The following is a 25,800-nucleotide window of genomic DNA, read 5'->3' on the forward strand; positions in this document are numbered from 1 at the left end:
AACCTGGGACCTAACCGAGAGGAAACCCCGTGTACGCCTCGGCCAGGTCGGTCTGCGCCGCGCGCGAGGAGGCGATCCGCTCCAGCCGCGCCCGCTGGAGCCCGGCCTCGAAGGGCGTGGTGTCCGGGGCCGGATGGAGCAGGGTCGTCATGTCGTAGGAGAAGCGCTCGGCCTGCCACACCCGGCGCAGACAGGTCGCCGAGTAGGCGTCGAGCAGGTCCGGGGAGCCGGTCTCCCGCTCGTGGACGAGCGCCCGGGCGAAGGTGACGACGTCGCCGACGGCGAGGTTCAGCCCCTTGGCGCCGGTCGGCGGGACGATGTGAGCGGCGTCACCGGCGAGGAAGAGGCGGCCGTGGCGCATGGGTTCGTGGACGAAGGAACGCATGGGCGTGACCGACTTCTGGGTGATCGGCCCGCGCTCCAGCCGCCAGTCGTCGTCCGTCTCCAGCCGCCGGTCGAGTTCCGACCAGATCTCGTCGTCGGTCCACTCCTGCGCCCGCGTGCCCTCCGGCACCTGGAGGTAGAGGCGGGAGACGGACGAGGACCTCATCGACAGCAGGGCGAAGCCGCGGTCGTGGCGGGCGTAGACGAGTTCGTCGTGCGAGGGCGGGACGTCGGCGAGGATGCCGAGCCAGGCGTAGGGGTACGTCCGCTCGGACACGCGGGCGACCGCGGCCGGCACGGCGGCCCGCGCCACGCCCCGGAAGCCGTCGCAGCCGACGACGTAGTCGCACTCCAGCACGTCCTCGCGCCCCTCGTGCCGGAACCGCACCCGCGGGCGGTCGCCGGCGGCCCCCTCGACGCCGAGCGCCTGCGCCTCGAACAGCAGCGGTCCGCCCTCCGCCAGTTGGAGGGCGATGAGGTCCTTGCAGACCTCGGTCTGGGCGTAGACCATCACGGACCGTCCGCCGGTGCGGGCGGGGAAGTCGACGCGGTGGCGGGTGCGGTCGAAGCGCAGCTCGATGCCGTCGTGCCGCAGGCCCTCGCGGTCCATCCGCTCCCCGGCGCCCGCCGCGCGCAGCACGTCCACGGTTCCCTGCTCCAGGATCCCGGCGCGCTGGCGCTGTTCGACGTAGGCCCGGTCGCGGCTCTCCAGGACGACCGCGTCGATGCCCGCGCGGTGCAGCAGTCGCGCGAGCAGCAGCCCGGCCGGCCCCGCTCCGATGATCCCGACGGTGGTGCGCATGGATCCTGCCCCTTCCCGCAGCGACGAGCCCGCTGTCCGCCATTGCCGTTGTTCGCCTGGTGAAATTTTCTTCACCACTTGGCGGGCATGAGTCTCCGCCGGGGTGTGGGTGATGTCAATGGCTGAACGGTGAAGGCGGAGAGCGGCGCGGTGGTGCCCGGAGCCGGACTTGAACCGGCACGCCCGCGAAGGGGCAGCGAGGTTTAAGCTCGCCGTGTCTGCATTCCACCATCCGGGCAGGCCATGGGCTCCGCGTCGAGGTTCCGAGCCTATCGGGGCCCATACCCCGAACAGCGGAAGGGCGGACCGATGTTGTCTTATTTTATTGACGTCTGAGGGTGCATCAGCCCATGGAACGCGCCATCCGCACTTGCCAGACAGCGTGACGTGAGGGGGGCACGCGCGTACGTGAAATGACGGAATTTCACCGTTCGAACGAGGGCGTTCCACCTGTTCTCGACACTGCCGCGACCACCGCGCGGGCGTGCCTCCTTCGATGTGGTTCCTCAGGGTCCGCCGTCCTCCCCAGGTATGACACGGCGGCCTCTTGTCCGCCCCGAGTCGCCCTCGGGAACCGGAACAGCGACTGACGCGGAGCGCCGTTCACGCCGAGACGATGGAGCGGTCCTCAGGAACACACGTCACCCCCCGACAGGAGCACCTCCCCGTGACCACCACACCCACCGCAGGCCGGACCACCGCCGTGGCCGCACGTGCCACGGAGCTGTCGAAGATCTACGGGCAGGGTGAGACCCGGGTGGTCGCCCTGGACCGGGTCTCCGTCGAGTTCCGGCAGGCCGAGTTCACCGCGATCATGGGCCCCTCCGGCTCCGGCAAGTCCACGCTGATGCACTGCGTGGCGGGCCTGGACACCTTCTCCTCGGGTTCCGTGCGCATCGGCGAGACCGAGCTGGGCTCCCTGAAGGACAAGCAGCTCACCAGGCTCCGCCGGGACAAGATCGGCTTCATCTTCCAGGCCTTCAACCTGCTGCCGACGCTGACCGCGCTGGAGAACATCACGCTCCCGATGGACATCGCGGGCCGCAAGCCCGACAAGGCGTGGCTGGAGCGGGTGATCGAGATGGTGGGCCTGTCCGGGCGGCTCAGCCACCGGCCCTCCCAGCTCTCCGGCGGCCAGCAGCAGCGCGTGGCGGTCGCCCGCGCCCTCGCCTCCCGGCCCGACATCATCTTCGGCGACGAGCCGACCGGAAACCTCGACTCGCGCTCCGGTGCCGAGGTGCTCGGCTTCCTGCGCAACTCGGTGCGCGAGCTGGGCCAGACCGTCGTCATGGTGACCCACGACCCGGTCGCCGCCGCCTACGCGGACCGCGTCGTCTTCCTCGCGGACGGGCGGATCGTGGACGAGATCCACGGCCCGACCGCCGACGCCGTCCTCGACCTCATGAAGCAGTTCGACGCGAAGGGCCGTACCAGCTGATGTTCCGCACCGCCCTGCGCAACGTCCTCGCGCACAAGGCCCGGCTCCTGATGACGGTCCTCGCCGTCATGCTCGGCGTGGCCTTCGTCTCCGGGACGCTCGTCTTCACCAACACCATCTCCGACGCCTACCAGAAGAGCTCCGCCAAGGGCTTCGACCAGGTCGACGTCGCCGTCCGGGCCACGTACCAGAACTCCGAGGGCGACAGGGTCGGCAGGACGCCGGACCTGACCCAGGCCGTGCTGGACAAGGCCGCGAAGGTCCCCGGCGCCGCCTCCGCGACCGGCGTCGTCAGCGGCTTCACCGCCGTCGCCGGCAAGGACGGCAAACTGCTCGGCGGCGACTGGCAGTCCGCCGGCGGCAACTACTGGGGCACCAAGGACGCCCGGTACCCGCTGGTCAGCGGCCACGCCCCGCGCGGGAGGGGCGAGGTGCTGCTCGACTCCGAGACCGCGAAGCGGGCGGGCTACAAGGTCGGCGACACCGTGCGGCTCTCCGTCGACGGCCCGGTCCTCACCCCGACCGTCGCGGGCATCTTCACGACCGACGACGGCAACGTCGCCGCGGGCGGCAGCCTCGCCCTGTTCGACACGCCGACCGCGCAGCAGCTCTTCGGCAAGAAGGGCGGCTACGACGAGATCGACGTCAAGGCCGCGGCCGGCACCAGCCAGACCGCGCTGAAGTCCGCGCTGGACTCGACGCTGCCGAAGCATCTGGTGGAGACCACCACCGGCAAGCAGCTCGCCGACGACCAGGCGAAGACGATCGCGAACTCGATGAGCGGTCTGAAGCAGGCCCTGCTGGTGTTCGCCGGCATCGCGCTGTTCGTCGGCACGTTCATCATCGCCAACACCTTCACCATGCTGGTCGCCCAGCGCACCCGGGAACTGGCCCTGATGCGCGCGGTCGGCGCCTCCCGCCGCCAGGTCACCCGCTCGGTGCTGATCGAGGCGTTCGCGGTCGGCGCGGTCGCCGGTGTGGCCGGTCTGGCCGCCGGTATCGGCATCGGCGCGGGACTGCGCTCGCTGCTCGGCTCCTTCGGCGCGAGCGTGCCCGACGGGCCGCTGGTGATCAGTTCCGGCACCGTGGTCGCCGCGCTCGCGGTCGGCGTCCTCGTCACCATGCTGGCCGCCTGGCTGCCCGGCCGCCGGGCCGCGAAGATCCCGCCGGTGGCGGCGATGAGCAGCGTGCACGCCAAGGCCACCACCAAATCGCTGGTGCTGCGCAACACCTTCGGCGCGCTGTTCTCCGGGGCGGGCGTCGCCGTGGTCCTCGCGGCCACGTCGATGAACGCCGACTCCGCCCAGGGTCCGATGGGCATCGGCGCGGTCCTGCTCATCATCGGCGTGTTCATCCTGACCCCGCTGCTGTCCCGCCCGCTGATCGCGGCCGCCGCCCCGGTGCTGCGCGTCTTCGGTGTCGCGGGCAAGCTGGCCCGGCAGAACTCGGTGCGCAACCCGCGCCGTACGGCGGCCACGGCCTCCGCGCTGATGATCGGTCTGACCCTGATCACCGGCATGACGGTGATGGCGGGCAGTCTGCAGACCGCCATCGACAAGATGGCCTCCTCGGCGATCCGCGCGGACTACGTCGTCTCGATGGCCAACCGCTCTCCGCTCTCCCCCGAGGTGGCGACGAAGCTCGCCACGGCCGACGGCGTCACCGCCAGCAGCCCGCTGCGCAACGCCGCCTCCCGCATCGACGGCAAGACGGAGTTCCTGACGGGCGTCGACGGCGCGTCCATCGCGAAGCTGACGGACCTGAAGGTCGACGACGGCACGTTCAAGGTCGGCGGCTCGCAGGTCGTCGTGGACAAGGACCGGGCCAAGGAGTACGGCTGGACGCCCGGTTCGCACTTCACCGCGCACTTCGAGGACGGCAGGGCCCGGCAGCTGACCGTCGCCGGTGTCTACGAGGGCAACGACATGATCAACGGGATCATGCTCGACGACAAGGTCCTCACCCCGCACCTGAAGAACCCGGCCGACATGCAGGTCATGGTCAAGACGGCGGACGGCGCCTCCGAGGCGACGAAGGACCGGCTGGCCAAGGACCTGGGCACCAACCCGGCGATCAAGATCCAGGACAAGAAGGACATCTCAAACCAGATCGCCCAGATGTTCACGACGATGCTGAACATGCTCTACGGCCTGCTCGGCATGGCGGTGATCGTCGCGGTCCTCGGTGTCATCAACACCCTGGCCATGTCCGTCTTCGAGCGCTCCCAGGAGATCGGCATGCTCCGCGCGATCGGCCTGGACCGCAGGGCGGTCAAGCGGATGGTCCGCCTGGAGTCCCTGGTGATCTCCCTGTTCGGCGGCGTGCTCGGCATCGGCCTGGGCGTCTTCTTCGGCTGGGCGGCCGGCCAGCTGCTCGGCACCAAGATGCCGACGTACGAACTGGTCCTGCCCTGGGGCCGGATGGCCCTCTTCCTGCTGCTGGCCGGCGCGGTCGGCGTCCTGGCCGCCCTGTGGCCGGCCCGGCGCGCGGCCAGGCTGAACATGCTGACGGCGATCAAGGCCGAGTAGCCGCAGGGCAGCGAACGGGAAGGGGGGCCTCGCGGCAGCGGGGCCCCCCTTCCCGTCACGGGCCCTCAGGCGGTGTTCCAGGTGCGGGTGCGCGGCGGCAGCCCCGAGGCGCCCGACTCCGGGGTGCGCACGGCCAGGACCTGGTTGACGCCGATGCGGTTGCGCTCGAAGGAGAGCGCGCAGGCGGCCATGTACAGGCGCCAGACGCGGGCGCGGCCGGGGCTGGTGAGCCGGACCGCGCGGTCCCAGTCCGCCTCCAGGTTGCCGACCCACCGGCGCAGGGTGCGGGCGTAGTGCTCGCGGATCGCCTCCACGTCCCGCACCTCGAACCCGGCGCGTTCCAGCTGGGTGACGGTGGTGCCGATGGGGGCGAGTTCGCCGTCGGGGAAGACGTAGGCGTCGATGAAGTCGTCCACCTCGTACGCCGTCTCGTCGCGCTGCGGGCGGCGGGCGATCTGGTGGTTGAGCAGCCGGCCGCCGGGCTTGAGCAGGGCGTACAGCTGGCTCGCGTACTCCAGATAGCGTTCGGCGCCGACGTGTTCGGCCATGCCGATGGAGGAGACGGCGTCGAAGGGGCCGTCCACGACGTCCCGGTAGTCCTGGACGCGGATCTCCACCAGGTCGGCCAGCCCCTCGTCGGCGACCCGCTTGCGGGCGTAGGCGGCCTGCTCCTGGGAGAGGGTGATCCCGACGACGTTCACGCCGTGCTCGCGGGCCGCGTGGATCGCCATCGAGCCCCAGCCGCAGCCGACGTCCAGCAGCCGCTGTCCCTCCTTCAGGCCGAGCTTGGCGCAGACGAGTTCGAGCTTGTCGCGCTGGGCGGACTCCAGGGTCTCCGCATCCTCGACGGTCCCCCAGTATGCGCAGGAGTAGACCATCGAGGGGCCGAGGACCAGCTCGTAGAAGTCGTTGCCGACGTCGTAGTGGTGGCTGATGGCCTGCCTGTCGGTGCGCCGGGTGTGCAGATGCCGGCGGGGCCGGCGGACCTCCTCGCGCGGCGGGGCGGGCGGCAGCGGGGGCCCGGCGAGCCTGAGCAGGTCGAGGGCGGCGGCGCGTACGCCGGGGTCGCGCAGGGCCTGGCGGAGGGTGCGGTCGTCCTCGCCGCGCTCCCACACCAGGGACGCCATCGCGTCCAGCGCGGTGTACAGGTCGCCCTCGACGTCCAGGTCGCCGGCGACCCAGGCGCGGGCGAGGCCCAGTTCACCCGGTTTGAACAGGATGCGGCGCAGGGCGCGGCGGTTGCGCACGACCAGTGCCGGCGCGCCCGGCGGCCCGGCCTGCGATCCGTCCCAGGCCCGGATCCGTACCGGGAGCGGAACTCCCAGCATCTGCTCGGCAAGACGACTCAGCCGCGACGCGGCGTCGGCCATGGCGCACACCTCCAAGACGACGATCCCGGATGCCGGTTACCACGTAAACACCACGACGGCCTCGGTGCAGTCCCGCAAAGGAGTTACGACTGGGCAAAACCGCTGTAGCGGCCATGTACTTTCCGGGTCCCGGGAACGCCGAAGGACCTCCCGCACCACGGATGGCGGGAGGTCCTTCGGGGTGTGCTCAGGTGACGCGAGGTCAGGAGGCCTTGGCCTTCTCCTCGGTCTTGGCGGCGACCGGAGCCGGCTTGGCCGCCTCGTAGAACTCCTCGCGCGGGTTCTCCATCGCGCCGAGGGAGACGACCTCGCGCTTGAGGAACATGCCGAGGGTCCAGTCGGCGAAGACGCGGATCTTGCGGTTGAAGGTCGGCATCGCCATGCCGTGGTAGCCACGGTGCATGTACCAGGCGAGACGGCCCTTGAGCTTGATCTTCATCTTGCCCATGACGATCATCGCCACGCCCTTGTGCAGGCCGAGACCGGCGACCGCACCCTTGTTGGCGTGCTCGTACTCCTTCTGCGGGAAGCCCCGCATACCGGAGACCACGTTGTCGCCGAGGACCTTCGCCTGGCGCAGCGCGTGCTGGGCGTTCGGCGGGCACCAGGCGTTCTCGTTGCCCGCCTTGCGGCCGACGAGGTCCGGGACCTGCGCGTTGTCGCCGGCGGCCCAGATGTAGTCCGTGCCCTTGACCTGGAGGGTCGGCTCGCAGTCGACGTGGCCGCGCGGGCCGAGGGGCAGACCGAAGCGGGAGAGGGCCGGGTTCGGCTTGACGCCGGCGGTCCAGACGATCGTGTTGGAATCGACCTCGAGGCCGTTCTTCAGCACGACGTGGCCGTCGACGCAGGAGTCCATGGAGGTGGAGAGGTAGATCTCCACGCCCCGGCTCTCCAGGTGCTCCTTGCCGTACTGGCCGAGCTTCGGGCCGACCTCGGGAAGGATCTTGTCAGCGGCGTCGACGAGGACGAACCGCATGTCCTCACGGGAGACGTTCTTGTAGTACTTGGCCGCGTCCCGGGCCATGTCCTCGACCTCACCGATGGTCTCCGCACCCGCGAAGCCACCGCCGATGAAGACGAAGGTGAGCGCCTTGCGGCGGATCTCCTCGTCGGTCGTGGAGTCGGCCTTGTCCAGCTGCTCCAGCACGTGGTTGCGCAGGCCGATGGACTCCTCGATGCCCTTCATGCCGATGCCCTGCTCGGCGAGGCCGGGGATCGGGAAGGTGCGGGAGACCGCGCCCATCGCGATGACGAGGTAGTCGAAGGGCAGCTCGTACGCCTCGCCCACCAGCGGGGCGATCGTGGCGACCTTGCGGTCCTGGTCGATGGTGGTGACCCGGCCGGTGAGGACCTCCGCCTTCGGCAGCACGCGTCGCAGCGGGACGACGACGTGGCGAGGGGAGATGTTGCCGGCGGCGGCTTCGGGAAGGAAGGGCTGGTAGGTCATGTACGACCGGGGGTCGACGACCGTGACGGTCGCCTCTCCGAAGCGCATCTTCTTGAGAATGCGCCGAGCTGCGTACAGGCCTACGTACCCACCGCCTACTACGAGGATCCTGGGACGCTCCGTGGTGCTCATGGCATCGAGTATCCACCCGCTCCCGGGGGGGTGCTCGTGCGCCCCTTCACAAGCTTCGACAGTGCCCGTGCTACACTCCGCGGCTCGCGTGACACAGGTCATGACGGACGAGGGGAACCGCAGCAGCCCGATGTCCGTTGTCAAGGCCGTGTGAGCTGCCCCTCCGGGTCACGACCGGGGGTGCGAGCCGCTCGGAACACCCCCCTCGGCGCGCGATCCGAAGGTGGCGCACGGACCCCCATCTGAACGCGTTCAAAGGGCTCTTCGGCCCCCGAAAGGCCCAACAGGACCCCTTACGCGCCCCGACCGGGCCCAATTCCTTGTGAAGAACTTCACGAAGTTTTCCGACGGCACGTCACCGAGGGGCCCCGGAGACCCCCGGGAAGCCGCTCAAACGTTATCCGACCTGCTCAGCAGAAGGCTACCGGGGAGTAATAAAGGGAGCCGTGGAACAGCGCGTCACCCGGTCGCCCGGCCGTTCACCCGTCAGCCACGCACCGCGCGAGAGCCGGGCGAAGCTCCCCTAGCGTGCCAAACATGAACACTTCACAGAAGGCCTCCCGTAAGGCCGTCAAACGTATAAGCGCGATCAGCGCGGTCCTGGGTGTCGCACTCGCCGCGGGGACGGCGACGGCCGCATCAGCCGTGGCGGCGACACCCGCCTCCCACCTCACCACCATCCAGGCGGCCGCCCCGGCCGGCGGGCACGGATGCCACGCCCTCATCGGCATCCTCTGCGCCTGACGGTCATCCCCCGTGACCGAGGCGACGGCCCTGGTTCCTCCCCCTGCGGAACCGGGGCCGCTCCGCGTCACCGCGGCACTGGGGGGTGTCGTTCGGATCATCCCGGCGTCGCGGGGTCGAGTCGGCCGGCAGGCGCCGTTCCGCACGGCCGGCCTGATCCGAACGACACCCCTAGCGAAGCTCCTCCGCCACCGCCCACGCGATGCCGTCGAGGATGTCGTGCTCGCTCACCACGACCTCTCCGGCGCCGATCCGCTCCATGATCGCGAGCAGGACGAGGGCGCCCGCGCCGATGACGTCGACCCGGCCCGGGTGCAGGGACGGGATCGCGGCGCGCTCGGCGTGCGTGGAGCGCAGCAGCGACTCGGTGATCTCGCGGACGCGGTCGTAGGAGACCCGGGAGTGGTGGATGCGCGCCGAGTCGTACTCCGGCAGGTCCTGGGCGATGGCCGAGACGCTGGTGACGGACCCGGCGAGACCCACCAGGGTGTGCGCCTCGCGCAGCGGGACGGTCTGTTCGGCGAGGTCCAGGGCGGCCTCGATGTCGGCCCTCATGGCGGCGATCCGCGTCGCGGAGGGCGGGTCGGAGACCTCGCCGCCGTGCACCAGGTGCCGCTCCGTCATCCGCACACAGCCGACGTCGACCGAGCGCGCGGCCCGCACGTGCTCCTCGCCGACGACGAACTCGGTGGAGCCGCCGCCGATGTCCACGACCAGGTACGGCCGGGCCAGGTCGGCGCGGCCGGTCAGCTCCTTCGTGGCGCCGGTGAAGGAGAACTCGGCCTCCTGGTCGCCGGTGATCACCTCCGGTTCGACCCCGAGGATGTCCAGCACACCGCGCACGAACTCGTCGCGGTTCTCGGCGTCGCGGGAGGCGGAGGTGGCCACGAAGTGGAGCTTCTCGGCGCCGTGCTCCTTGATGATCGCGGCGTACTCGCGGCAGGCCGCGAAGGTCCGCTCCAGCGCCTCGGGCGCGAGCCGCCCGGTGCGGTCGACGCCCTGGCCGAGCCGCACGATGGTCATCCGGCGGTCCAGGTCGACCAGTTCACCCGTGGCCGGGTCGCAGTCCGCGACCAGCAGCCGGATGGAGTTGGTCCCGCAGTCGATGGCGGCGACACGCGTCACTTCTCGTCCCCCTCGGTGGCCTCGGTGACCCCGGTGGGCGTCACGCACGCGCCCTTGCGCCACCACTCCGGCAGCATCGCCAGCGCCTCGTCGCCGAGCGGGTTCACACCCGGGCCGGCGGCCAGCGAGTGGGCCACCAGGACGTGCAGGCACTTGACCCGGTCCGGCATGCCGCCCGCGCTCGGGAAGCCCTTCAGCTCCTCGATCTCGTCCCGGCGCCGGATGTAGTCCTCGTGCGCGGCCCGGTAGGCGGCGGCCAGCTCCGGGTCGGCCGCCAGGCGCTCGGTCATCTCCTTCATCACGCCGTTGGCCTCCAGCGTCCCGATGGCGGAGGACGCCTTCGGGCACGTCAGGTAGTACAGCGTCGGGAAGGGCGTGCCGTCGGGCAGCCGCGGCGCCGTCTCCACGACGTCCGGCTGGCCGCACGGGCAGCGGTGCGCGATGGCCCGCAGACCCCGCGGCGGGCGGCCCAACTGCTGCTTGAAGGCCTCGACGTCCGCGTCGGTGGGCTCGGTGCGCGAAGTGGGCGGCGGAGGGGTTTCCATGACTGCTTTCAGAGCGGCTTTCTCAGAAGGGGCGGTGGATCGGGGCGTGCTGTCGGTTCACTGGTCGGAGGCGTCGGACTTGTCGACCCCGTCCCAGACGTTGGCGTACCAGGGCCGCTGGGCGGCCTTCAGGTCGGCGCGGGACTGCTTGGCCGTACCGGGATCGACGACCGTGTACCCGGTCTCCCCCGGCATCACATAATGCAGCCGCCGCCGGATCTCCTGCTCGGCGTAGGCGTCGTCCTGCCAGCGTGCCTTGAGGTCGCGCAACTGCTCGACGCGCCGCTCGGCCTGTTGCCTCTGGCGCTGGAGGTCGGAGATCTGCGCGCGCTGGGAGACGTACTGGCGCATCGGGTACGCGAGCGCGACGATCATCGTGCACAGCACCAGCACGAGCAGCGCCGCGCGCCCGGTGAGCCGGGAGCGGCGGGCCTGCCGCTTGGTCTGGGAGCGGTAGACCCGGGCCGCCGTCTGCTCGCCGAGCAGCCGCAGCCTGGTCGCGGTGGAGAAACGGTCCCGGTCCCTCGCGGCCATCTGGCTCTCGCCTCCCCTTGCGCTGTGCCTGGCACGCCTCACACGTGCGTACGTCCCCGGACACGGTACGGGACCGGTACGGGGACGTACGTACGACTGGCTAGGACTTACCTCTTAACGGCTCAGCCCTTGAAGCGCGGGAAGGCGGAGCGGCCCGCGTACACCGCGGCGTCGTCGAGGATCTCCTCGATGCGCAGCAGCTGGTTGTACTTGGCGACGCGCTCGGAGCGGGCCGGGGCGCCGGTCTTGATCTGGCCGCAGTTGGTGGCGACGGCCAGGTCGGCGATGGTGACGTCCTCGGTCTCGCCGGAGCGGTGCGACATCATGCACTTGAAGCCGCTGCGCTGGGCCAGCTCGACGGCGTCCAGGGTCTCGGTCAGCGAGCCGATCTGGTTGACCTTGACCAGCAGGGCGTTGGCGGTGCCCTCCTCGATGCCGCGGGCGAGGCGCTCGGGGTTGGTGACGAACAGGTCGTCGCCGACGAGCTGGACCCTGTCGCCGAGGCGGTCGGTGATGACCTTCCAGCCGGCCCAGTCGTCCTCGAACAGCGGGTCCTCGATGGAGACGAGCGGGTACGCGGAGACGAGCTCCTCGTAGTACTCCGTCATCTCGGCGGCGGAGCGCTCCTTGCCCTCGAAGAGGTACTTGCCGTCCTTGTAGAACTCGGAGGCGGCGACGTCGAGCGCGAGGGCGATCTGCTGGCCGGGGACGTAACCGGCCTCCTTGATCGCCTCCAGGATGAGGTCGAGGGCGGCGCGGTTCGACTCCAGGTTCGGGGCGAAGCCGCCCTCGTCGCCCAGGCCGGTGGACAGGCCCTTGGACTTCAGGACCTTCTTCAGCGTGTGGTAGACCTCGGCGCCCCAGCGCAGCGCCTCGGAGAAGGACTCGGCGCCGATCGGAGCGATCATGAACTCCTGGATGTCCACGTTGGAGTCCGCGTGCGAGCCGCCGTTGAGGATGTTCATCATCGGCACCGGCAGCAGGTGCGCGTTGGGGCCGCCCAGGTAGCGGAACAGCGGCAGGTCGCTGGCCTCGGAGGCGGCGTGGGCGACGGCGAGGGAGACGCCGAGGATGGCGTTGGCGCCGAGGGAGCCCTTGTTGTCGGTGGCGTCCAGGTCGAACATGGCCTGGTCGATCAGGCGCTGCTCGGTGGCGTCGTAGCCGACCAGCTCCGGGCCGATCTGCTCGATGACGGCGAGGACGGCCTTCTCGACGCCCTTGCCCTGGTAGCGGTTCGGGTCACCGTCGCGCAGCTCGATGGCCTCGAAGGCACCGGTCGAGGCGCCCGACGGAACGGCGGCACGACCCGTGCTGCCGTCGTCGAGGCCGACCTCGACCTCGACCGTGGGGTTGCCTCGGGAGTCCAGGATTTCCCGGGCTACGACGACGTCGATGGACGGCACGAGCATCTCCTTCTTGGATGTGACGCTGGAAGTGCGGGGCGGTGTGCCTTGCGGCTGCGCCGTGCGACTAGAGCCTAACCGTCTCCGGGGGATCGGCCCGCGACCGACCGCCCCGTGAACGCGGTGGGACATGCAGACGGTACCCATTGTTCACCCTCGGAACAAAGGGGGCCGTCGATGAGGCCCGGCTGAAGAGTGGGGAAACAGAAAGCCCCGCCCCGGCGCGTACGGGGGAACACGCGCCGGGACGGGGAGCCCGTGGGGACGGGGGTGACCCTCACGGGGTCCTCAGTGTGGGGGGTGGGGATGTGAGGGCGCTGTGCGTCCGGCCGGAGCCGGATGTCACTTCAGGTGCAGCTGCTGACCGGGGAAGATGAGGTCGGCGTTGTCGACGATGTCCTTGTTCAGCCGGAACAGCTTCTGCCAGCCGCCGGCGACGTGGTGCTTCTCGGCGATGGAACTGAGGGTGTCGCCCTTGACGACCTTGTACTCGCCGTCGCCCTTCTTGACCTTCTTGCCGGTCGGGGTGGTGACGGTCTTGCTCGCCTTCGGGGCCGTGCGCTCGGTGGAGCGGGTGGCGGCCTGCTGGTCGGCGGAGCGGGTGGTGGCGCTGCCGGAGGAGCCGCTGCCCGCCGAGCCGCTGCCGGTGGAGCCGGAGCCGGTGCTCGGGGCGGAGCCGTTGTACGGGGCGGAGGACAGGCCCGTGCCGCAGACCGGCCAGGCGCCCTTGCCCTGCGAGGCGAGGACCTTCTCGGCGACGGCGATCTGCTGCGCCTTGGTGGCCTGGTTGGCGGTCGAGGCGTAGGCGGTGCCGCCGTACGCGGCCCAGGTGGAGGCGGAGAACTGGAGGCCGCCATAGAAGCCGTTGCCGGTGCTGATGGACCAGTTGCCACCCGACTCGCACTGGGCGACCGCGTCCCACTCGGAGGCGGTGGCGGCGGAGGCGTTGCCTGCCGCCATCAGCGGGGCGGCGACGGCGGCACCGGTGACACCGGCCAGCGCGACGACGCGGACGGCCTTGGACGGACGGCGGTGCTTGCCCTTGCCGGAAAACAGCATGGATCGATCCCCTCACCGACGCCTGCGAGGTGAGCTGTCGGGTTCGGGCCGGTTGAGTTGCCCGGCCGCACGCCCGCTGTCGCGGGCCTGCGGCTTCACCCCAAGCCGGATCCGGCGTCAACTGCCGGTTCCAGCGCCTACCTTGGGTCCCCCGCTCCTGCCTACGGCGCTTGACGCGACGACTGTTCCCGGACGGCCGCTGGCAGGATTCGGCGTTGCGGCAGCCGGAGCTCGTGGTGACGAGCGGTCCTGACCGTAGACAGGCGATCGACGGAATTTCAAAGACGATCAGGGCTTCTGAGACTCATCCCACACTTTCGCCAAAACGGACATTAGCGATCAAGCGGGGCGCCAACTCGCCTTACTCCGCGTCCTTTTCGTGACCGACTTCCAGGGTCTGACCGGCGGCGATCTGGTTCGGGTCGGCCCCTATCACCTTCTTGTTGCCGTCATAGAGCGCGCGCCATCCGCCGTCGACGCCGAGAGAGTCGGCGATGGAGGCGAGCGTGTCGCCCTCACGGACCGTGTAGGTGCCCGTCGGGCGACCCGCGTGGCGACCCGAGGACGCGGCATCCTGACCGTTTGTCACGTTTTCGTCCGCACTTCCGCCGCGGTGACGTCCGCCACTGCTGAGCGCTCCCGTGTCGACGAGGCTCCAGGAACCGGTGCTCTGCGGGTAATTGTCCGACTCGTCGGTTCCGGGGGTGGCACTGGGCGAACTGTCGCCGCCCTGCGCACCCCCGTCACCGGAGGAACCGGTGGAACCATCGAAACCGGACGTGCCCGCCTTGTCGCCCTTATCGGACTTGCGGCCGCCTGCACCCTTGGAGCCGTGCGACGCGCCCGACCCCTTGCCGTCCCCGTCGCTCGCACTCGGTCCGGGCGTGGCGCCGGTGCCCGAGGAAGCGTCCGCGCCGGAGCCGGACGTCGAGCCGGAGTGGGCGCCCGACCCGTCCCCGGAGCCCGAGTCGGACCCGGATGAATCCGACAGACCGGACGAGTCGGAACCGTTCGTCGATCCGGAGTCGCCACCCGAGCCCTTGCCGTTCCCGGAGTTCCCGACGCCCGTGTCGACGTCGACCGAACCCGAGTTGGAGGTCAGCCCGGCGGTCAGCGCGCACATGGTCCACGGCTTGGTGCCCTGGTCGGCGAGGATCTTCTCGGCGACGGCGATCTGCTGATTGCGGCTGGCCTGGTCGGCGCTGTCGGCGTACTGCGCGCCACCGTACTTGTCCCAGTCGTCCTGCGATATCTGGAGACCGCCGTAGTACCCGTTGCCGCTGTTCTGGCTCCAGGAGCCGCCGCTCTCGCACTCGGCGACCTTGTCCCACGTGGTGCCGTCGGCCGCGTGGGCGCTCGCGGCGCCGAGCAGCGGGATGGCGATGGCGGAGCCGGTCACGCCGGCCGCGACGAGGAGGGCCGGAGCCTGACGGGGGCGACGGTGACGACCGTTCCCGGTGAGCATGCGGAAGCCTTTCGTGCGACAGCAGGACCGGCGCGGCGGCGGACGGTGCCGGTCGCCACGCTGATGGGTGAACGTATCGGCACACGATCACTTGTCACAAGTTAATGCCGCGCAGATCACGTGAAGATCACAAGGTTGAATCCCTGTCATGTTTCGTTTCCCACGAGGCCGTTACGCCGGTTTCGCCCACCCCTACGACGCTTGTACGGCAGCGGCGGTTCCCCCGCCGGCGGGGGCCGGGGTGAACTCGACCGGCAGGGTGCGCAGCCCCCGCATGATGAGCCCGCCGCGCCAGCGCAGCTCGGCCGGATCGGCGGCGAGCCGCAGGTCGGGCAGCCGGGTGAACAAGGTGGCGAGCGCGCTCTGGCCCTCCAGGCGGGCGAGCGGCGCGCCGAGGCAGTAGTGGATGCCGTGGCCGTAGCCGAGGTGTGGGTTGTCCCGGCGGGAGAGGTCCAGCACGTCCGGCTCGGCGAACCGCTCCGGGTCCCGGTCGGCCGCCGCGAGCACCACGAGCACCGGGTCGCCGGGCGCGATGTCCTGCCCGCCGATGACGAGCGGCTCGGTGGCGAACCGCCAGGTGGCCAGCTCCACCGGGCCGTCGTAGCGCAGCAGTTCCTCGATACCGGTCTCCAGCAGGTCCCGCTCCCCGCGCGCCAGGGAGTCCTGGAGCCGCCGGCGCTGCCCGGGGTGGGTGAGCAGGGCGTAGGTGCCGTTGCCGATCAGGTTCACCGTGGTCTCGAAACCGGCGAACAGGAGGATGAAGGCCATGGCGGCGGCCTCGTTCTCGGTGAGGTGCTCGCCGTGGTCGAAGGCGCGGATGAGGCCGGAGAGCAGGTCCTCGCCGGGCGCGGGCTCGGCGGGCAGCGCCTCGCGCTTCTTGTGGATCAGCTCGGCGAGGTAGCCGCGCATCTTCTTGACCGACCGCGCGACCCCGCCGCGCGGACCTCCGCCGTGCCGGATCATCATCCCCGCCCAGTCCCGGAAGTCGTCCTGGTCCTCGCGCGGGACGCCGAGCATGTCGCAGATGGCGTAGATGGGCAGGGGGAAGGCGAACTCGTGGATGAGGTCGGCGGACCCCCTTTCCGCGAAGCGGTCGATGAGCTGGTCGGTCAGCTCCTGCACCCGGTGTGCGAACTCGGCGACACGGCGGGGTGTGAACGCCTTGCTGACCAGCCGTCGCAGCCGGGTGTGGTCCGGCGGGTCGATGTTCAGCAGATGTGTCATCAGCTCGGCCTTGCGCTCGCCGGGGATACCGGTCTTGCCCTTGGCGTGCGCGGGCTCGTCGTGATGGGCCGGGTTCTTGCTCAGCCGCTGGTCGGCGAGGGCCTGCCGGGCATCGGCGTACCGCGTGACCAGCCACGCCTCGACCCCGCTGGGCAATCGCGTCCGGTGCACGGGGGCGTGCTCCCGCAGCCAGGCGTACGCCGGGTACGGATCGGTGGCGAACTCCCAGGAGAACAGCTCGGGAACGCCGGGCGCGCCGGGGGCGGGCGAGGGGTGGTGCTGGTCGGTCACCCCTCGACGGTATCCGGCGCCGCCCGTCACCCCTGCTCCGGTGCCGTGCCTTCCGCCCGGCGTATCGCGTCGCGGTACACCCGCGCCGCCGCGCGCAGGGCCGCCTCCGGGTCGACGCCGGCCGCCTCGGCGCGGACCGCCAGGTCGAGCAGGTCGTAGCCGACGCCCTCGCCGCGCGGGAGGGGGACGTCCAGGCCCGCCGTACGGGCGCGGGAGGCGAGCTTGGCGGCGAGGGCCAGGCCGGGCTGGCCGAGCGGGACGCCCTCCGTGACCGAGGTGCGCCGCTTCTCCTCGGCCTTGGTGCGCAGCCAGTGCTCCTTGACGTCCTCCGGGGTCTCGGCCTTCTCGTCGCCGAAGACGTGCGGGTGGCGGTGGATGAGCTTGGCGACGATGCCGCCGGCCACGTCGTCGACGGAGAAGGGCGCGTCCGGGTGCTCCTCGGCGATCCGGGAGTGGAAGACGACCTGGAGGAGGACGTCGCCCAGTTCCTCGCGCAACTCCTCGCGGTCGCCGGCCTCGATCGCCTCGACCAGTTCGTACGCCTCCTCGATGCCGTACTTGGCGAGGCCCTCGTGGGTCTGCCGGGAGGACCAGGGGCATTCGACGCGGATCCGGTCCATGACCTGCACGAGGTCGAGCAGGCGGGCACCGGGCAGGTCGTAGGAGGCGGGCAGCAGCTCCAGCTCCGGCATGGCGACCCGGCCGGAGCCGGCCAGCCGGGCCAGGCCGTCGGTGAGCGCGGGCTCGCCCTCGCCGGTGGCCACGACCACGACCGTCCGCCCGCCGGCGCACGCGTCGACCAGTTCCTGCGCGGTCGGCGACGCCTCGGTCACCGGTATCCCGGCCTCGCGCAGATACGGCAGCTGCGGGTGCGCGCCGTCCGCGCACAGCACGGTGTCGGCCGCGCGCAGGGCCTGCCAGGCGGGCCAGGACAGCAGGCCGGGGGCGACGCGGTGGCTGGTGGTGAGCAGGACGATGCGGCCGGGGCCGGCCGTGGGGGCGAGGTCGGAGCTGGATGCGTTCACGATCCGAACGTAACCCACGGCGCCGACGAGCGGATTCGGTTATCCACAGGCAGGGGAGAGTCGTGTGACCGTATGACCGACACGCCGACGCGCAGACGTCCGTGGGCCGCAGGGCCGTGCTACGCCGTCACCGGCTCTCCGCCCCCGGCGCCCGTCGTGACCTCCCGCACCCAGGGTGTCCTGGCGTCCACCCGGCTGCTCTTCTGCACGTCCCAGGTGCCGTAGCGCGGATTGAGGTCGATGCGCAGCTCCTGGGACGCCTTGGACAGCGCCTTCCAGAAGGCGGGCTGGCTGGTGTCGGTGCCCAGCTGCTTGGCCAGCTTCTGCGCCTCCAGCTGGAGCCGGAGGTTGTCGTCGAGGCGAGCCGGGGCGATGCCGTACTTCTGGAGCCAGGCCGTCTCCAGCGCCGTGGCGCCGCCCGCCTGCTGCTCCAGGCTCGTACGCATCTGCTCGACCTCGTGGCGGGTCACCGAGACGCCCTGGTCCTGCGCGGCGCGGTGCAGCACCTGGTCGAGGACCATGTTGTGCAGGGTGTCGCGGGTGAGGCTGCTGGTGGAGGCGAGGACCTGCTGGTACTGGGCCTCGTCGGGCACCGCGGCCCGCTGTGCCCTGCGGACCTCGTCGACCCGGTTCTCCAGCTGGGAGACGGTGATCCGCTGTCCGCCGACGACGGCCGCGGCGCCCGGGTGCGCATCGCTTCCGCAGGCGGTCAGCAGGGGTGCCGCGGCGGCGATCGCGGCGGTGAGGACGAGCGCGGTGCGACGGCGGCGGTGCAAGGAAACCTCCAAGGGGAGATTGTGCGACGGAGCACAAAGTCTTGCGGTGATCGATGGTAGGCAGTGGGAGGGCCGGGGCCAACCCATGGGACCAACGATTCACGCGCGCTTCGGGCACCGCCGCACGCGCCTCTTACGCCGCAGGGCTCAGCCGACGACGGCCACGGGCGCGTCCCACGCGTCGCGGTCGACGGTGAGGGTGACGCCGCCGTGCGTCTCCTTGCTGTTGACCATGTACTGATGGCCGCGGCTGTGGTTCGTGAACCGGCTCGTCCCCCACGGCCAGTCCGCGGTCGTCGTGTTCTGCTTGTCCCACAGCGCGTACCAGAGGTTGCCCGGCAGGTCCGTCCTGTCCTTGGCGGTCGCGATCGCCTTGGCGCTGGAGCTGCTGAAGCCGTAGTAGCCGCTGCGGTACGTCTTCGCGCGCAGCCCCTTGTCGAAGGCGCGGACGTACGTCAGCACGGCGTCGTTGCACGCCGTGTTCGTGGTGTCGTACGCCTCCATGTCGAGGTAGACCGGGCTGCCTGCCTTCATGCCGAGCGCGGAGGCCTTGGCCACGGCGTCGGCGGCGTCCTGCGTGCCCAGGGAGGCGGCCGTCGACGCGGTCAGCTTCTCCGGGTTGGAGCCGGACTGGCAGGGCGGCTGGGCGCCGACGTAGAGCGGGACGAGCTTCCAGCCGAGGGAGTCGACCGACTTCACCCAGGAGGCGGTGAGGTTGGGCTGGGCGCAGCCGCGGTTCCTGCCGCCCACGTACACGGCGGCGGCGCCGTAGAAGCCGGTGTGCCAGGCCTTCATCGCGGACAGCGAGGGCGCGGTGCACGTGTCGAACGCGCGCCCGGTGAACGTCTTCTGCGCCGGCCAGACGGTCGCGGCCATGGAGGTCTGCGCGGCGATCCCGGCTCCGGCGACCACGGCGGCGCCGACCGCCGCCCACGTGATGTATCTGCGCTTCTTCGACTGCCGGTGACCGGCCATGATCCCCACCCCTTGCGTGTGTCGCCCCTGCCTCACCCGGCAGAGCGAAGCGCAAGGTATCAACTGCCCCCGCTAGCCGCGCACCTGGCCCAGCCATTGCAGGGTGCGCCGGATCTCCAGGGCCATCGGGTGGCCGGGGCCGTGCAGCCGCTCCACGTCCATCAGCAGGCGCGCGAGCGTGTCGTGGGCGGAGGGCCGGTCGCCGAGCGCGAGCAGGAGATGGCCGATGCGCCGGCGCACCTCGTGCGCGAGCTGGGGGTCGCCGGAGACGTACTGGTTCTCGTAGTACGGCAGCAGTGCACGGTACTCGGCGAGCGCCGCGGCCGGTTCGCCGAGCTGTTCCAGACACTGCGCGGACTCGTAGCGATAGCGCAGCGACTGCGGGTCGGCCTGGCCGGCCTCGGCGGCGCGCTCGGCGGCCAGGCGGCGCAGTTCGGGCAGCGCGCGCCGGTACTGGCCGTCGTCCATGAGCGTGGCCGCGTACTGCTTGCGCAGGGAGCGCACGACCGGGGAGTGCTCCCCGTGCTGTACGGCGGCCGCGGGCAGGATCGCGCCCAGGATGTCCACGGCCTGGGTGATGCGCCCCTCCCCCAGCAGCCGCTTGACCTCGTCCACGGCCGCGGCGACGTCGGGCTTCCCGTCCACCGGGGGCGCCGGCGCGACGGGGGCGGGCTGGTGCGCGGGCGTCCGTGCGCGGTCCGGCCAGGGGGCGTGCGGCCGCAGGAACGGGCGTGTGGGGTCCAGGGGCGCCCCGGTGGGCGTCCCCCGCGCGGGCAGAAGCGGCGCCAGGTCCTCGTACACCTCCTGCGCGGAGCCCGGCCGGTGCTGGGGGTCCTTGGCGAGCAGCCGCAGGACGAGCGCCTCCAGCGCCTCGGGGACCTCGGGGCGGATCCGGCGCACGGGCTGCGGGGGCTCGTACAGATGCCGGTGCAGCACGCCGAGCGCCGTGGAGCCCGCGAACGGCACGTCCCCGCTGAGCAGTTCGTGCAGCAGCACACCGAGCGCGTACAGGTCGGTGTACGGGCCCACCGCGCCGCCCATCGCCTGCTCCGGCGCCATGTAGGCGGGCGAGCCGATCGGGGAGCCGGTGTGGGTCAGGCGCGTGGTGTCGGTGTCCATGACCGAGGCCACGCCCAGGTCGAGCACGGTGACCGTGCCGTCCTGCTTCACCATCGCGTTGCGCGGCTTGAGGTCGCGGTGGACGATCGGCACGGCGTGCACGGCGCTCAGCACGGCGCACAGTTGCGCGGCCACCGCGACCGCCCACGGCCACGGGTACGGGTCGTGCTCGGCGAGGTGGTCGGACAGGTCGGCGCCGTCGACGTACTGCATGACGAGGAACAGCTCCTCGCCCTCGCTGCCCGCGTCGTGCACGGTGACCAGGCCGGGGTGGTCGACCTGCGCGGTCACCCGGCACTCGCGCAGGAACCGGCGGCGCAGCTCGTCCGCCTCCTGGCCCGCCACCTTGTCGGGGCGCAGCAGCTTCACCGCCACGCGCCGGTCGAGCCGCCGGTCGTACGCCGTCCACACCTGGCCCATGCCGCCCTGCCCTATGAGCGTGGACAGTTCGTACCGGCCGGCGACGACTCGTCCTGCCGCCACGCTCACCTTCCGCCCTCGTGCCCGTCGGGCCGGCCGTCGTGCTTGCGCAGGTAGTCGCTCAGCTCGTCCAGTTCGGCGCGGACCTGCTCGATGTGGCTGGGCGCCGGGCGCTGGGGCGGTGCGGGGATGTGCGGCCGGGGCGCGGCGGTGTGCGGTATCGGGGCCGGGGCGTACGGGAGTTGCGGCGTGCTCGCGGTGATCGGGGCGGTCGGGGTGGTCGTCGCGATGAACGGCGCCCCGGGCCGCGGGTGTCCGTAGCCCGGCGCCGACGGCACCTGCCCGGCGTAGGCCCGACGGAGCCGGTGGAAGTGGCGTATGTCCGCGTAGAGGTAGTAGCCCGCGCAGGCGACGGCGTTCAGCAGCAGCATGCTCATGCCCAGGTTGCCGTTCGGCGAGCTGAAGTCGTCGGTGTGGTCGGTGCTGAAGAGGCCGAAGCAGATGCCGAGGACCACCACGGATCCGCCGAAGAACCACCACTCGGCGGGCCTGCGCGACACGATCGCCGCGCGCAGCGGCGCCACCCACGCCAGGAATCCGAGGCTGAGGAGCGCCACCATCACGAAGATCACGCGCAACACGACCAGCACCCCGGTCGAGGGTGGCTGCGGCGGAGGCGGCGCGTAGCCGTGGCCGTGCATGGCTGCTCCTGGAGGCCTGAGCGTGCGGACGTGTGTGCTGAGTCCGAGCGTATAGGCCGACACGGACAGCCGGTCCCGGGTGTACCGAACCGTTGCCGCGCCACGCGCCCTCAGGCCGGTGCCACCGTCACTCCGGTGCCACCGTCCCGTCCGTCAGCCCGTCGTACATCCCGCGCACGAGTTGCTCCCCGAGCCGGCCCGCGAGCCGCAGCGCCCGCTCGAACTCGTCGAGCGCGCGGAAACGCGCGCCGTAGCGCCGTTGTTCGTCCAGCGGGAGCCGGGGCAGCTTGAGCCGGCGCACGTCCAGCCGGGTCGCGGTGGAGGCGTAACTGCTGGCCTGCCGGTTGTTCGCGGTGCCACGCAGGAAGCCGGCGAGGAACCACGGGTCGAGCGCCGTGCGATCGGGGCGCAGCAGCACGAGGTTGCGCCCCAGGACGGCGCCCCCCGTCGCGTCGTCGATCACGCGCGCCACCGCGCCCCCGCCGAGCACCGGTACGACGATGTCGCCCGGCTCGGTCAGCACGGCCTCCTCCTCGCTCACCGGCAACGTCCCGGAGGGTGCGGTTCCGGCGAGGACGTCGTGGTCGGTGAGTACCGGCACGCGGGCGTGGCCGCCGTTTCCACCGGTGCGCATCACCAGCGCGCCCCCGCGCGCGAGTTCACCGACGGTGGTGAGCGGCCAGCGCACGCCGGGCGCGGGCACGGCGGGAGGGGGCGTGCGATCGGCGGTCAGGCTCAGGGTCGCGCCGAGGCGCTCGCGCACCGCCGTGAGTTGCTCCGCCCCGTCGGCCACGGCGGCCGGCGGCAGATGGCGTGCGGGCGCGAGGTCGACGTCGTCGTCGAGGAGTTCGATGACCGGCACGGACCGCGCGAGCCCCGGCCGCTCCGCCGGCCGGCCGGTGCGCTCGAAGCTCCGCCAGGCGTCCAGGACGGCCTCGCGCACCGCCGCCCAGTCCGGACCGCCGCGCCCCTCCCCCGCGAACCTCCCGGTGTCCACGAGCAGCACCTCGGGCGCGGCCGGCGTCCGGTCGGGCCGGCGCAGCACCCACACGTGCAGCGGGATGTTGTACGGCGGTGCCGCCCCGACCGGCAGTGCGACCACGGCCCGCAGCGCCCCCCGGCGCAGCAGGTCGGCGCGGATCCGGCGCCCGGAGCGGCGGGAGGCCGCGGCCGGCGGCATCAGCAGCACGGCCGTGCCGCCGTCGGCCAGCCGGGCCAACGCGTGCTGCACCCAGGCCAGTTCGGACTCCGTGCGGGCCGGGAAGCCGTACTCCCAGCGGGGGTCGTAGGCGAGTTCGTCATGGCCCCAGTTGCGCTCGTTGAACGGCGGATGGCACAGCACCGCGTCGGCGCGCAGCTCCGGGTGGGCGTCCGCGCGCAGAGTGTCACCGACGGCGCCGCGCACGGTCGCCCGGGAGCGCAGCGCGAGCCGCAGCGCGGTGAGCGCGGCCAGGCCGGGCGCGCTGTCCTGGGCGTACAGCTCCTGGTCGGGGCGGGTGTCCACGGCGCACAGCAGGGTGCCGGTGCCGCAGGCCGGGTCCAGGACGGTGCGGGCGGGGCCGGCCAGGTCGGCCATGAGACCGGCGAGTTCGGCCGGGGTGAGCGTGTACTGGCGGGGATTGACGTCCAGATGCCGCCCCAGCAGGAACTCGAAGGCCTGCCGCGCCCCCATCTCGGCGGCCAGCTCGGCGGCGCCCCTCAGGAGCGGGACGGAGGGGAGGAGCTGGGGGCCGGTGGGAGTACGGACGGCGGGGGCGGCGTGAGGGGCGGGGGCGGCGTGAGGGGCGGGGCTCGTGTGAACGGGGGCGGTGTGAGCTGCGGCGTGAGCGGCGGGCGTGCCGTGAACACTTGGCGAGGCGTTCACAGCCTGTGCGTCGTGGGAGGCGTTCACACGCTGCACCCCTCCGGCCGCGTTCACACCGCGCGCGCCACCGGCCGCGTTCACGCCCGGCACACCTCCAGACGGGATCACATCCGGCACCTCGCCGACCGCGTTCACACCCGGCGTCTCGCGGGACGCGTTCACGGCCCGCGCCTCGCCTGATGCGTTCACGGCCTCCCCGGCGTCCCCGCGCCCACCGCCGTGCACCCCCCGCCCCGGTGCTCCGCCGAAGCGCGGGGTCAGCACCTGCTCCAGCGCACCGGTCAGCACGGCGGCCAGACGTGCGTCGGAGCCCGCGCTCGCGTCGAGCCAGACGGTCGGGCGCTCGTGGATCAGCAGCAGGGTGCAACCGGTGTGCACCAGGGCGGTCAGCGGGCCCTCCGGGTGGCCGACCAGTTGCTGCCAGACGCGCTCCCGCAGCGGTACCTCCGCGAGTTTTCCCTGCTTGCGCAGCCAGGCCTCGACCGCGGTGAGCGCGAAGGAGGGGCTGGTCTCGGTGCCGCCGACCGGCTTGGGGAAGTCGGCGTGCCGGCGGCGCCAGTTGCTGACGGCGGCGCGGCCCACTCCGGCGAGCCGGGCGATACCGGCCGCGGTCACCTCTGTCGCGTTGTCCTGCACCGGCCCCGCTCCCCTCGTACCGTGTGTGCGCCGAGCATACCGGCGTGAACGGGATCGACGCATTCACGACCGTGTACACATCCACTCACATGAATCATGTTGACTCGGTTCACAGCCTCTGCTCTTATTGACCCAGCGAACGGAGCGGCCGCCGGAGGGGGAGGCCGCCTCGCTGGGGAGGGGAATTCGCCATGGGCATGAAGGCCAGGCTCGCGCTGGGCGCCGTCGTGGGGATCGCCGTCATCGGTTCCGTGTCCGCGAACGCGGGCAGCAACGGCAAGGGCGGCGACGGCTCCGGCGGACAGGGCAAGGATGCGTCCGCCTCCGCCGGGCACCAACCCGGTGGCACGAAGGGCTCGGGGAAGGGCTCAGGAACGGGCGCGGGGGGCGGCGAGGCCGGCGCCGAGAAGGCCGTGCTCGCCGGGGACGGTGACTTCCGGGTCGGTTCCGACGTGAAGCCGGGCACGTACCGCACGCGCGGCAACACCGACGGCATGTGCTACTGGGAGCGCGCCAAGGACGCCTCGGGCGGGACCGGCTCCCTGATCGCCAACGACAACGTCAGCGGCACGAGTTACGTGACCGTCAAGGCCACCGACAAGATCTTCAAGTCCAGCGGCTGCAAGGACTGGGAGGCCGTCGGCCCCAGGGCGAAAGGCACGCCCGCCACCTCGATGGCCGGCGACGGGGGCATGTTCAAGGTCGGCACGGACATCGCGCCGGGCACCTACCGGTCGACCGGGAACAAGGACGGCTCCTGCTACTGGGAGCGCGCCAAGGACGCCGAGCACGGCGTGGACTCGATCGTCGCCAACGACAACGTGACCGGCACCGCCGTCGTGACCATCGGCGCCGGCGACGCCTACTTCAAGACGACCGGCTGCGACGACTGGAAGAAGGCCTCCTGACCAGGCCCCTCCCGTAACACCGCCGGCCGCTCACACGCTCCATTGTCCGTTCACCCTGTTCCACCCATCCCCTGAAGGACTGTCATGCGCCACTCGTCCCGCGTCGCCACGCTCCTCGCCGTCGCGGCACTCCCGCTGGCCCTCACCGCCTGTTCCTCCGGTTCCTCGGGTTCCGCCGACGCGTCCACCGGCGCCTCCGCGAGCGCCGGGCCGGCCAAGGAGAAGGACGTGAACGCCGGGCCGGCCACCGGTACGCAGCTGAAGCAGGCGCTGGCGCCCGCATCGGCCTTCCCGGCCGGGCTCACCCTTGAGGCCGACGGCGCCGCGGACAGCGGCGTCCAGTTCGTCTCGCCGTCCGGCAAGAGCACCGGAAAGCCCGACTGCACCCGGCTGGGGGGCACGTCCTGGATCCAGACCACCGGTCTTGAGGGAGGCGTGTCGTTCGCTCAGAACGACTACGCGACCAAGGACAAGACCCAGGAAGTGGCCCAGGAGATCGACGAGTTCCAGGGCGACGCGGCGGCCGCGCTGATGAAGGACCTGCGGTCCGTCGCCGCCGAGTGCGCCACGTTCACGGACACCGAGGCCCACGCCACGGTGAAGGTCACGGGCCGGTCCACGCCCGGACTCGGTGACGAGGCCTACACGATGACCCTGACGAGCGGCGCCTGGCAGAACGGCACCACGCTCCTCGCGGTCCGGTCCGGCACCGCCGTGGTCACCGTGCTGTCCACGGCCGGCAGCGACAACGGCGCCGCGTCCGCGCGAAAGGTGACGGCCCAGGTGCTCGGCTCCCTGAAGGACATCAAGACCGCCTGATCCAGGAGCCGGTCCCCCGCCCGCGTACGGCATGGGCGTGAGCCGCGGCCTCCGGGCCGCGGCTCA

At 71.6% G+C, this 25,800-nt stretch carries 21 protein-coding genes, 1 tRNA gene and 1 riboswitch; of the genes, 5 read left to right on the plus strand and 17 right to left on the minus strand.

Annotated elements, in window-relative coordinates:
- Positions 1–10: 10 nt before the first annotated feature.
- Both ACZ4MF_RS07575 and ACZ4MF_RS07580 read right to left on the minus strand, forming a co-directional pair.
- Entirely contained in the window at positions 11–1,186 is a 1,176-nt protein-coding gene (locus tag ACZ4MF_RS07575; RefSeq protein WP_467490752.1) for a 4-hydroxybenzoate 3-monooxygenase, read from the minus strand.
- Positions 1,187–1,337: 151 nt separating this feature from the next.
- Positions 1,338–1,424: transfer RNA gene (locus tag ACZ4MF_RS07580), tRNA-Leu, on the minus strand.
- Between the two features lie 429 nt (positions 1,425–1,853).
- Here ACZ4MF_RS07580 and ACZ4MF_RS07585 point away from each other — a divergent pair.
- A complete protein-coding gene (locus ACZ4MF_RS07585) occupies positions 1,854–2,624 on the plus strand; it encodes an ABC transporter ATP-binding protein (RefSeq protein WP_356027230.1) in 771 nt (256 codons plus the stop codon).
- Positions 2,624–5,152 carry an ABC transporter permease gene (locus ACZ4MF_RS07590; protein WP_467490754.1) on the plus strand — a complete coding sequence of 843 codons (2,529 nt, stop codon included), beginning with the start codon at positions 2,624–2,626 and terminating at the stop codon, positions 5,150–5,152. The genes ACZ4MF_RS07585 and ACZ4MF_RS07590 overlap by 1 nt, the downstream gene beginning before the upstream one ends.
- Positions 5,153–5,217: 65 nt before the next feature.
- On the opposite strand, the gene ACZ4MF_RS07595 is transcribed toward ACZ4MF_RS07590, so the two are convergent.
- On the minus strand, positions 5,218–6,522 hold the full coding sequence (locus tag ACZ4MF_RS07595; RefSeq protein ID WP_467490756.1) for a class I SAM-dependent methyltransferase: 1,305 nt from the start codon (positions 6,520–6,522) through the stop codon (positions 5,218–5,220).
- Between the two features lie 202 nt (positions 6,523–6,724).
- The gene (locus ACZ4MF_RS07600) at positions 6,725–8,101 is read right to left on the minus strand and encodes an NAD(P)/FAD-dependent oxidoreductase (protein ID WP_356027222.1); all 1,377 of its coding nucleotides are present in this window, start codon (positions 8,099–8,101) and stop codon (positions 6,725–6,727) included.
- Positions 8,102–8,638: 537 nt separating this feature from the next.
- Here ACZ4MF_RS07600 and ACZ4MF_RS07605 point away from each other — a divergent pair.
- Complete coding sequence (locus ACZ4MF_RS07605; RefSeq protein ID WP_467490758.1) at positions 8,639–8,845, plus strand: hypothetical protein; 207 nt, start codon at positions 8,639–8,641, stop codon at positions 8,843–8,845.
- Between the two features lie 171 nt (positions 8,846–9,016).
- Here ACZ4MF_RS07605 and ACZ4MF_RS07610 read toward each other — a convergent pair whose 3' ends face one another.
- From ACZ4MF_RS07610 to ACZ4MF_RS07670, 13 genes are all read right to left on the minus strand, one after another.
- Entirely contained in the window at positions 9,017–9,970 is a 954-nt protein-coding gene (locus tag ACZ4MF_RS07610; RefSeq protein WP_467490760.1) for a Ppx/GppA phosphatase family protein, read from the minus strand.
- The gene (locus ACZ4MF_RS07615) at positions 9,967–10,515 is read right to left on the minus strand and encodes a DUF501 domain-containing protein (RefSeq protein ID WP_467490761.1); all 549 of its coding nucleotides are present in this window, start codon (positions 10,513–10,515) and stop codon (positions 9,967–9,969) included. The genes ACZ4MF_RS07610 and ACZ4MF_RS07615 overlap by 4 nt, the downstream gene beginning before the upstream one ends.
- Before the next feature lie 57 nt (positions 10,516–10,572).
- Positions 10,573–11,049: an FtsB family cell division protein gene (locus tag ACZ4MF_RS07620; protein ID WP_467490763.1), complete on the minus strand. Its 477-nt coding sequence runs from the start codon at positions 11,047–11,049 to the stop codon at positions 10,573–10,575.
- Positions 11,050–11,171: 122 nt separating this feature from the next.
- The gene (eno, locus tag ACZ4MF_RS07625; protein WP_467490765.1) at positions 11,172–12,458 is read right to left on the minus strand and encodes a phosphopyruvate hydratase; all 1,287 of its coding nucleotides are present in this window, start codon (positions 12,456–12,458) and stop codon (positions 11,172–11,174) included.
- Positions 12,459–12,794: 336 nt separating this feature from the next.
- A complete protein-coding gene (locus ACZ4MF_RS07630) occupies positions 12,795–13,511 on the minus strand; it encodes a transglycosylase family protein (protein ID WP_467490767.1) in 717 nt (238 codons plus the stop codon).
- 4 nt (positions 13,512–13,515) lie between these two features.
- A riboswitch (cyclic di-AMP (ydaO/yuaA leader) is annotated at positions 13,516–13,690 on the minus strand.
- A 182-nt stretch (positions 13,691–13,872) separates the two neighbouring features.
- Positions 13,873–14,976: a transglycosylase family protein gene (locus tag ACZ4MF_RS07635; RefSeq protein ID WP_467490769.1), complete on the minus strand. Its 1,104-nt coding sequence runs from the start codon at positions 14,974–14,976 to the stop codon at positions 13,873–13,875.
- A 192-nt stretch (positions 14,977–15,168) separates the two neighbouring features.
- Positions 15,169–16,491 carry a cytochrome P450 family protein gene (locus ACZ4MF_RS07640; protein WP_467490771.1) on the minus strand — a complete coding sequence of 441 codons (1,323 nt, stop codon included), beginning with the start codon at positions 16,489–16,491 and terminating at the stop codon, positions 15,169–15,171.
- Positions 16,492–16,517: 26 nt separating this feature from the next.
- The gene (locus tag ACZ4MF_RS07645) at positions 16,518–17,516 is read right to left on the minus strand and encodes a nucleoside triphosphate pyrophosphohydrolase (protein WP_467490773.1); all 999 of its coding nucleotides are present in this window, start codon (positions 17,514–17,516) and stop codon (positions 16,518–16,520) included.
- A 119-nt stretch (positions 17,517–17,635) separates the two neighbouring features.
- The gene (locus tag ACZ4MF_RS07650; RefSeq protein WP_356027320.1) at positions 17,636–18,292 is read right to left on the minus strand and encodes a SurA N-terminal domain-containing protein; all 657 of its coding nucleotides are present in this window, start codon (positions 18,290–18,292) and stop codon (positions 17,636–17,638) included.
- A 147-nt stretch (positions 18,293–18,439) separates the two neighbouring features.
- Entirely contained in the window at positions 18,440–19,267 is an 828-nt protein-coding gene (locus ACZ4MF_RS07655; protein WP_467490775.1) for a glycoside hydrolase domain-containing protein, read from the minus strand.
- A 72-nt stretch (positions 19,268–19,339) separates the two neighbouring features.
- Positions 19,340–20,833, minus strand: a complete 1,494-nt coding sequence (locus ACZ4MF_RS07660; protein ID WP_467491555.1) for a protein kinase domain-containing protein — start codon at positions 20,831–20,833, stop codon at positions 19,340–19,342.
- Between the two features lie 38 nt (positions 20,834–20,871).
- A complete protein-coding gene (locus ACZ4MF_RS07665; RefSeq protein ID WP_467490777.1) occupies positions 20,872–21,507 on the minus strand; it encodes a hypothetical protein in 636 nt (211 codons plus the stop codon).
- Between the two features lie 127 nt (positions 21,508–21,634).
- Positions 21,635–24,007: an N-6 DNA methylase gene (locus tag ACZ4MF_RS07670; RefSeq protein ID WP_467490779.1), complete on the minus strand. Its 2,373-nt coding sequence runs from the start codon at positions 24,005–24,007 to the stop codon at positions 21,635–21,637.
- Between the two features lie 191 nt (positions 24,008–24,198).
- On the opposite strand from ACZ4MF_RS07670, the gene ACZ4MF_RS07675 reads away from it, so the two are divergent.
- The gene (locus ACZ4MF_RS07675; RefSeq protein ID WP_467490781.1) at positions 24,199–24,915 is read left to right on the plus strand and encodes a hypothetical protein; all 717 of its coding nucleotides are present in this window, start codon (positions 24,199–24,201) and stop codon (positions 24,913–24,915) included.
- An 84-nt stretch (positions 24,916–24,999) separates the two neighbouring features.
- Complete coding sequence (locus ACZ4MF_RS07680) at positions 25,000–25,734, plus strand: hypothetical protein (protein ID WP_467490783.1); 735 nt, start codon at positions 25,000–25,002, stop codon at positions 25,732–25,734.
- Positions 25,735–25,800: the final 66 nt, after the last annotated feature.

The organism is Streptomyces sp. NPDC025793 (assembly GCF_055558375.1).

Coding starts and splice junctions, on each gene's coding strand:
- ACZ4MF_RS07655 (WP_467490775.1), bottom strand. CDS start 19,267: ATGGCCGGTCACCGGCAGTCGAAGAAGCGCAGATACATCACGTGGGCG.
- ACZ4MF_RS07620 (WP_467490763.1), bottom strand. CDS start 11,049: ATGGCCGCGAGGGACCGGGACCGTTTCTCCACCGCGACCAGGCTGCGG.
- ACZ4MF_RS07600 (WP_356027222.1), bottom strand. CDS start 8,101: ATGAGCACCACGGAGCGTCCCAGGATCCTCGTAGTAGGCGGTGGGTAC.
- ACZ4MF_RS07635 (WP_467490769.1), bottom strand. CDS start 14,976: ATGCTCACCGGGAACGGTCGTCACCGTCGCCCCCGTCAGGCTCCGGCC.
- ACZ4MF_RS07575 (WP_467490752.1), bottom strand. CDS start 1,186: ATGCGCACCACCGTCGGGATCATCGGAGCGGGGCCGGCCGGGCTGCTG.
- ACZ4MF_RS07680 (WP_467490783.1), top strand. CDS start 25,000: ATGCGCCACTCGTCCCGCGTCGCCACGCTCCTCGCCGTCGCGGCACTC.
- ACZ4MF_RS07630 (WP_467490767.1), bottom strand. CDS start 13,511: ATGCTGTTTTCCGGCAAGGGCAAGCACCGCCGTCCGTCCAAGGCCGTC.
- ACZ4MF_RS07615 (WP_467490761.1), bottom strand. CDS start 10,515: ATGGAAACCCCTCCGCCGCCCACTTCGCGCACCGAGCCCACCGACGCG.
- ACZ4MF_RS07675 (WP_467490781.1), top strand. CDS start 24,199: ATGGGCATGAAGGCCAGGCTCGCGCTGGGCGCCGTCGTGGGGATCGCC.
- ACZ4MF_RS07595 (WP_467490756.1), bottom strand. CDS start 6,522: ATGGCCGACGCCGCGTCGCGGCTGAGTCGTCTTGCCGAGCAGATGCTG.
- ACZ4MF_RS07590 (WP_467490754.1), top strand. CDS start 2,624: ATGTTCCGCACCGCCCTGCGCAACGTCCTCGCGCACAAGGCCCGGCTC.
- eno (WP_467490765.1), bottom strand. CDS start 12,458: ATGCTCGTGCCGTCCATCGACGTCGTCGTAGCCCGGGAAATCCTGGAC.
- ACZ4MF_RS07665 (WP_467490777.1), bottom strand. CDS start 21,507: ATGCACGGCCACGGCTACGCGCCGCCTCCGCCGCAGCCACCCTCGACC.
- ACZ4MF_RS07605 (WP_467490758.1), top strand. CDS start 8,639: ATGAACACTTCACAGAAGGCCTCCCGTAAGGCCGTCAAACGTATAAGC.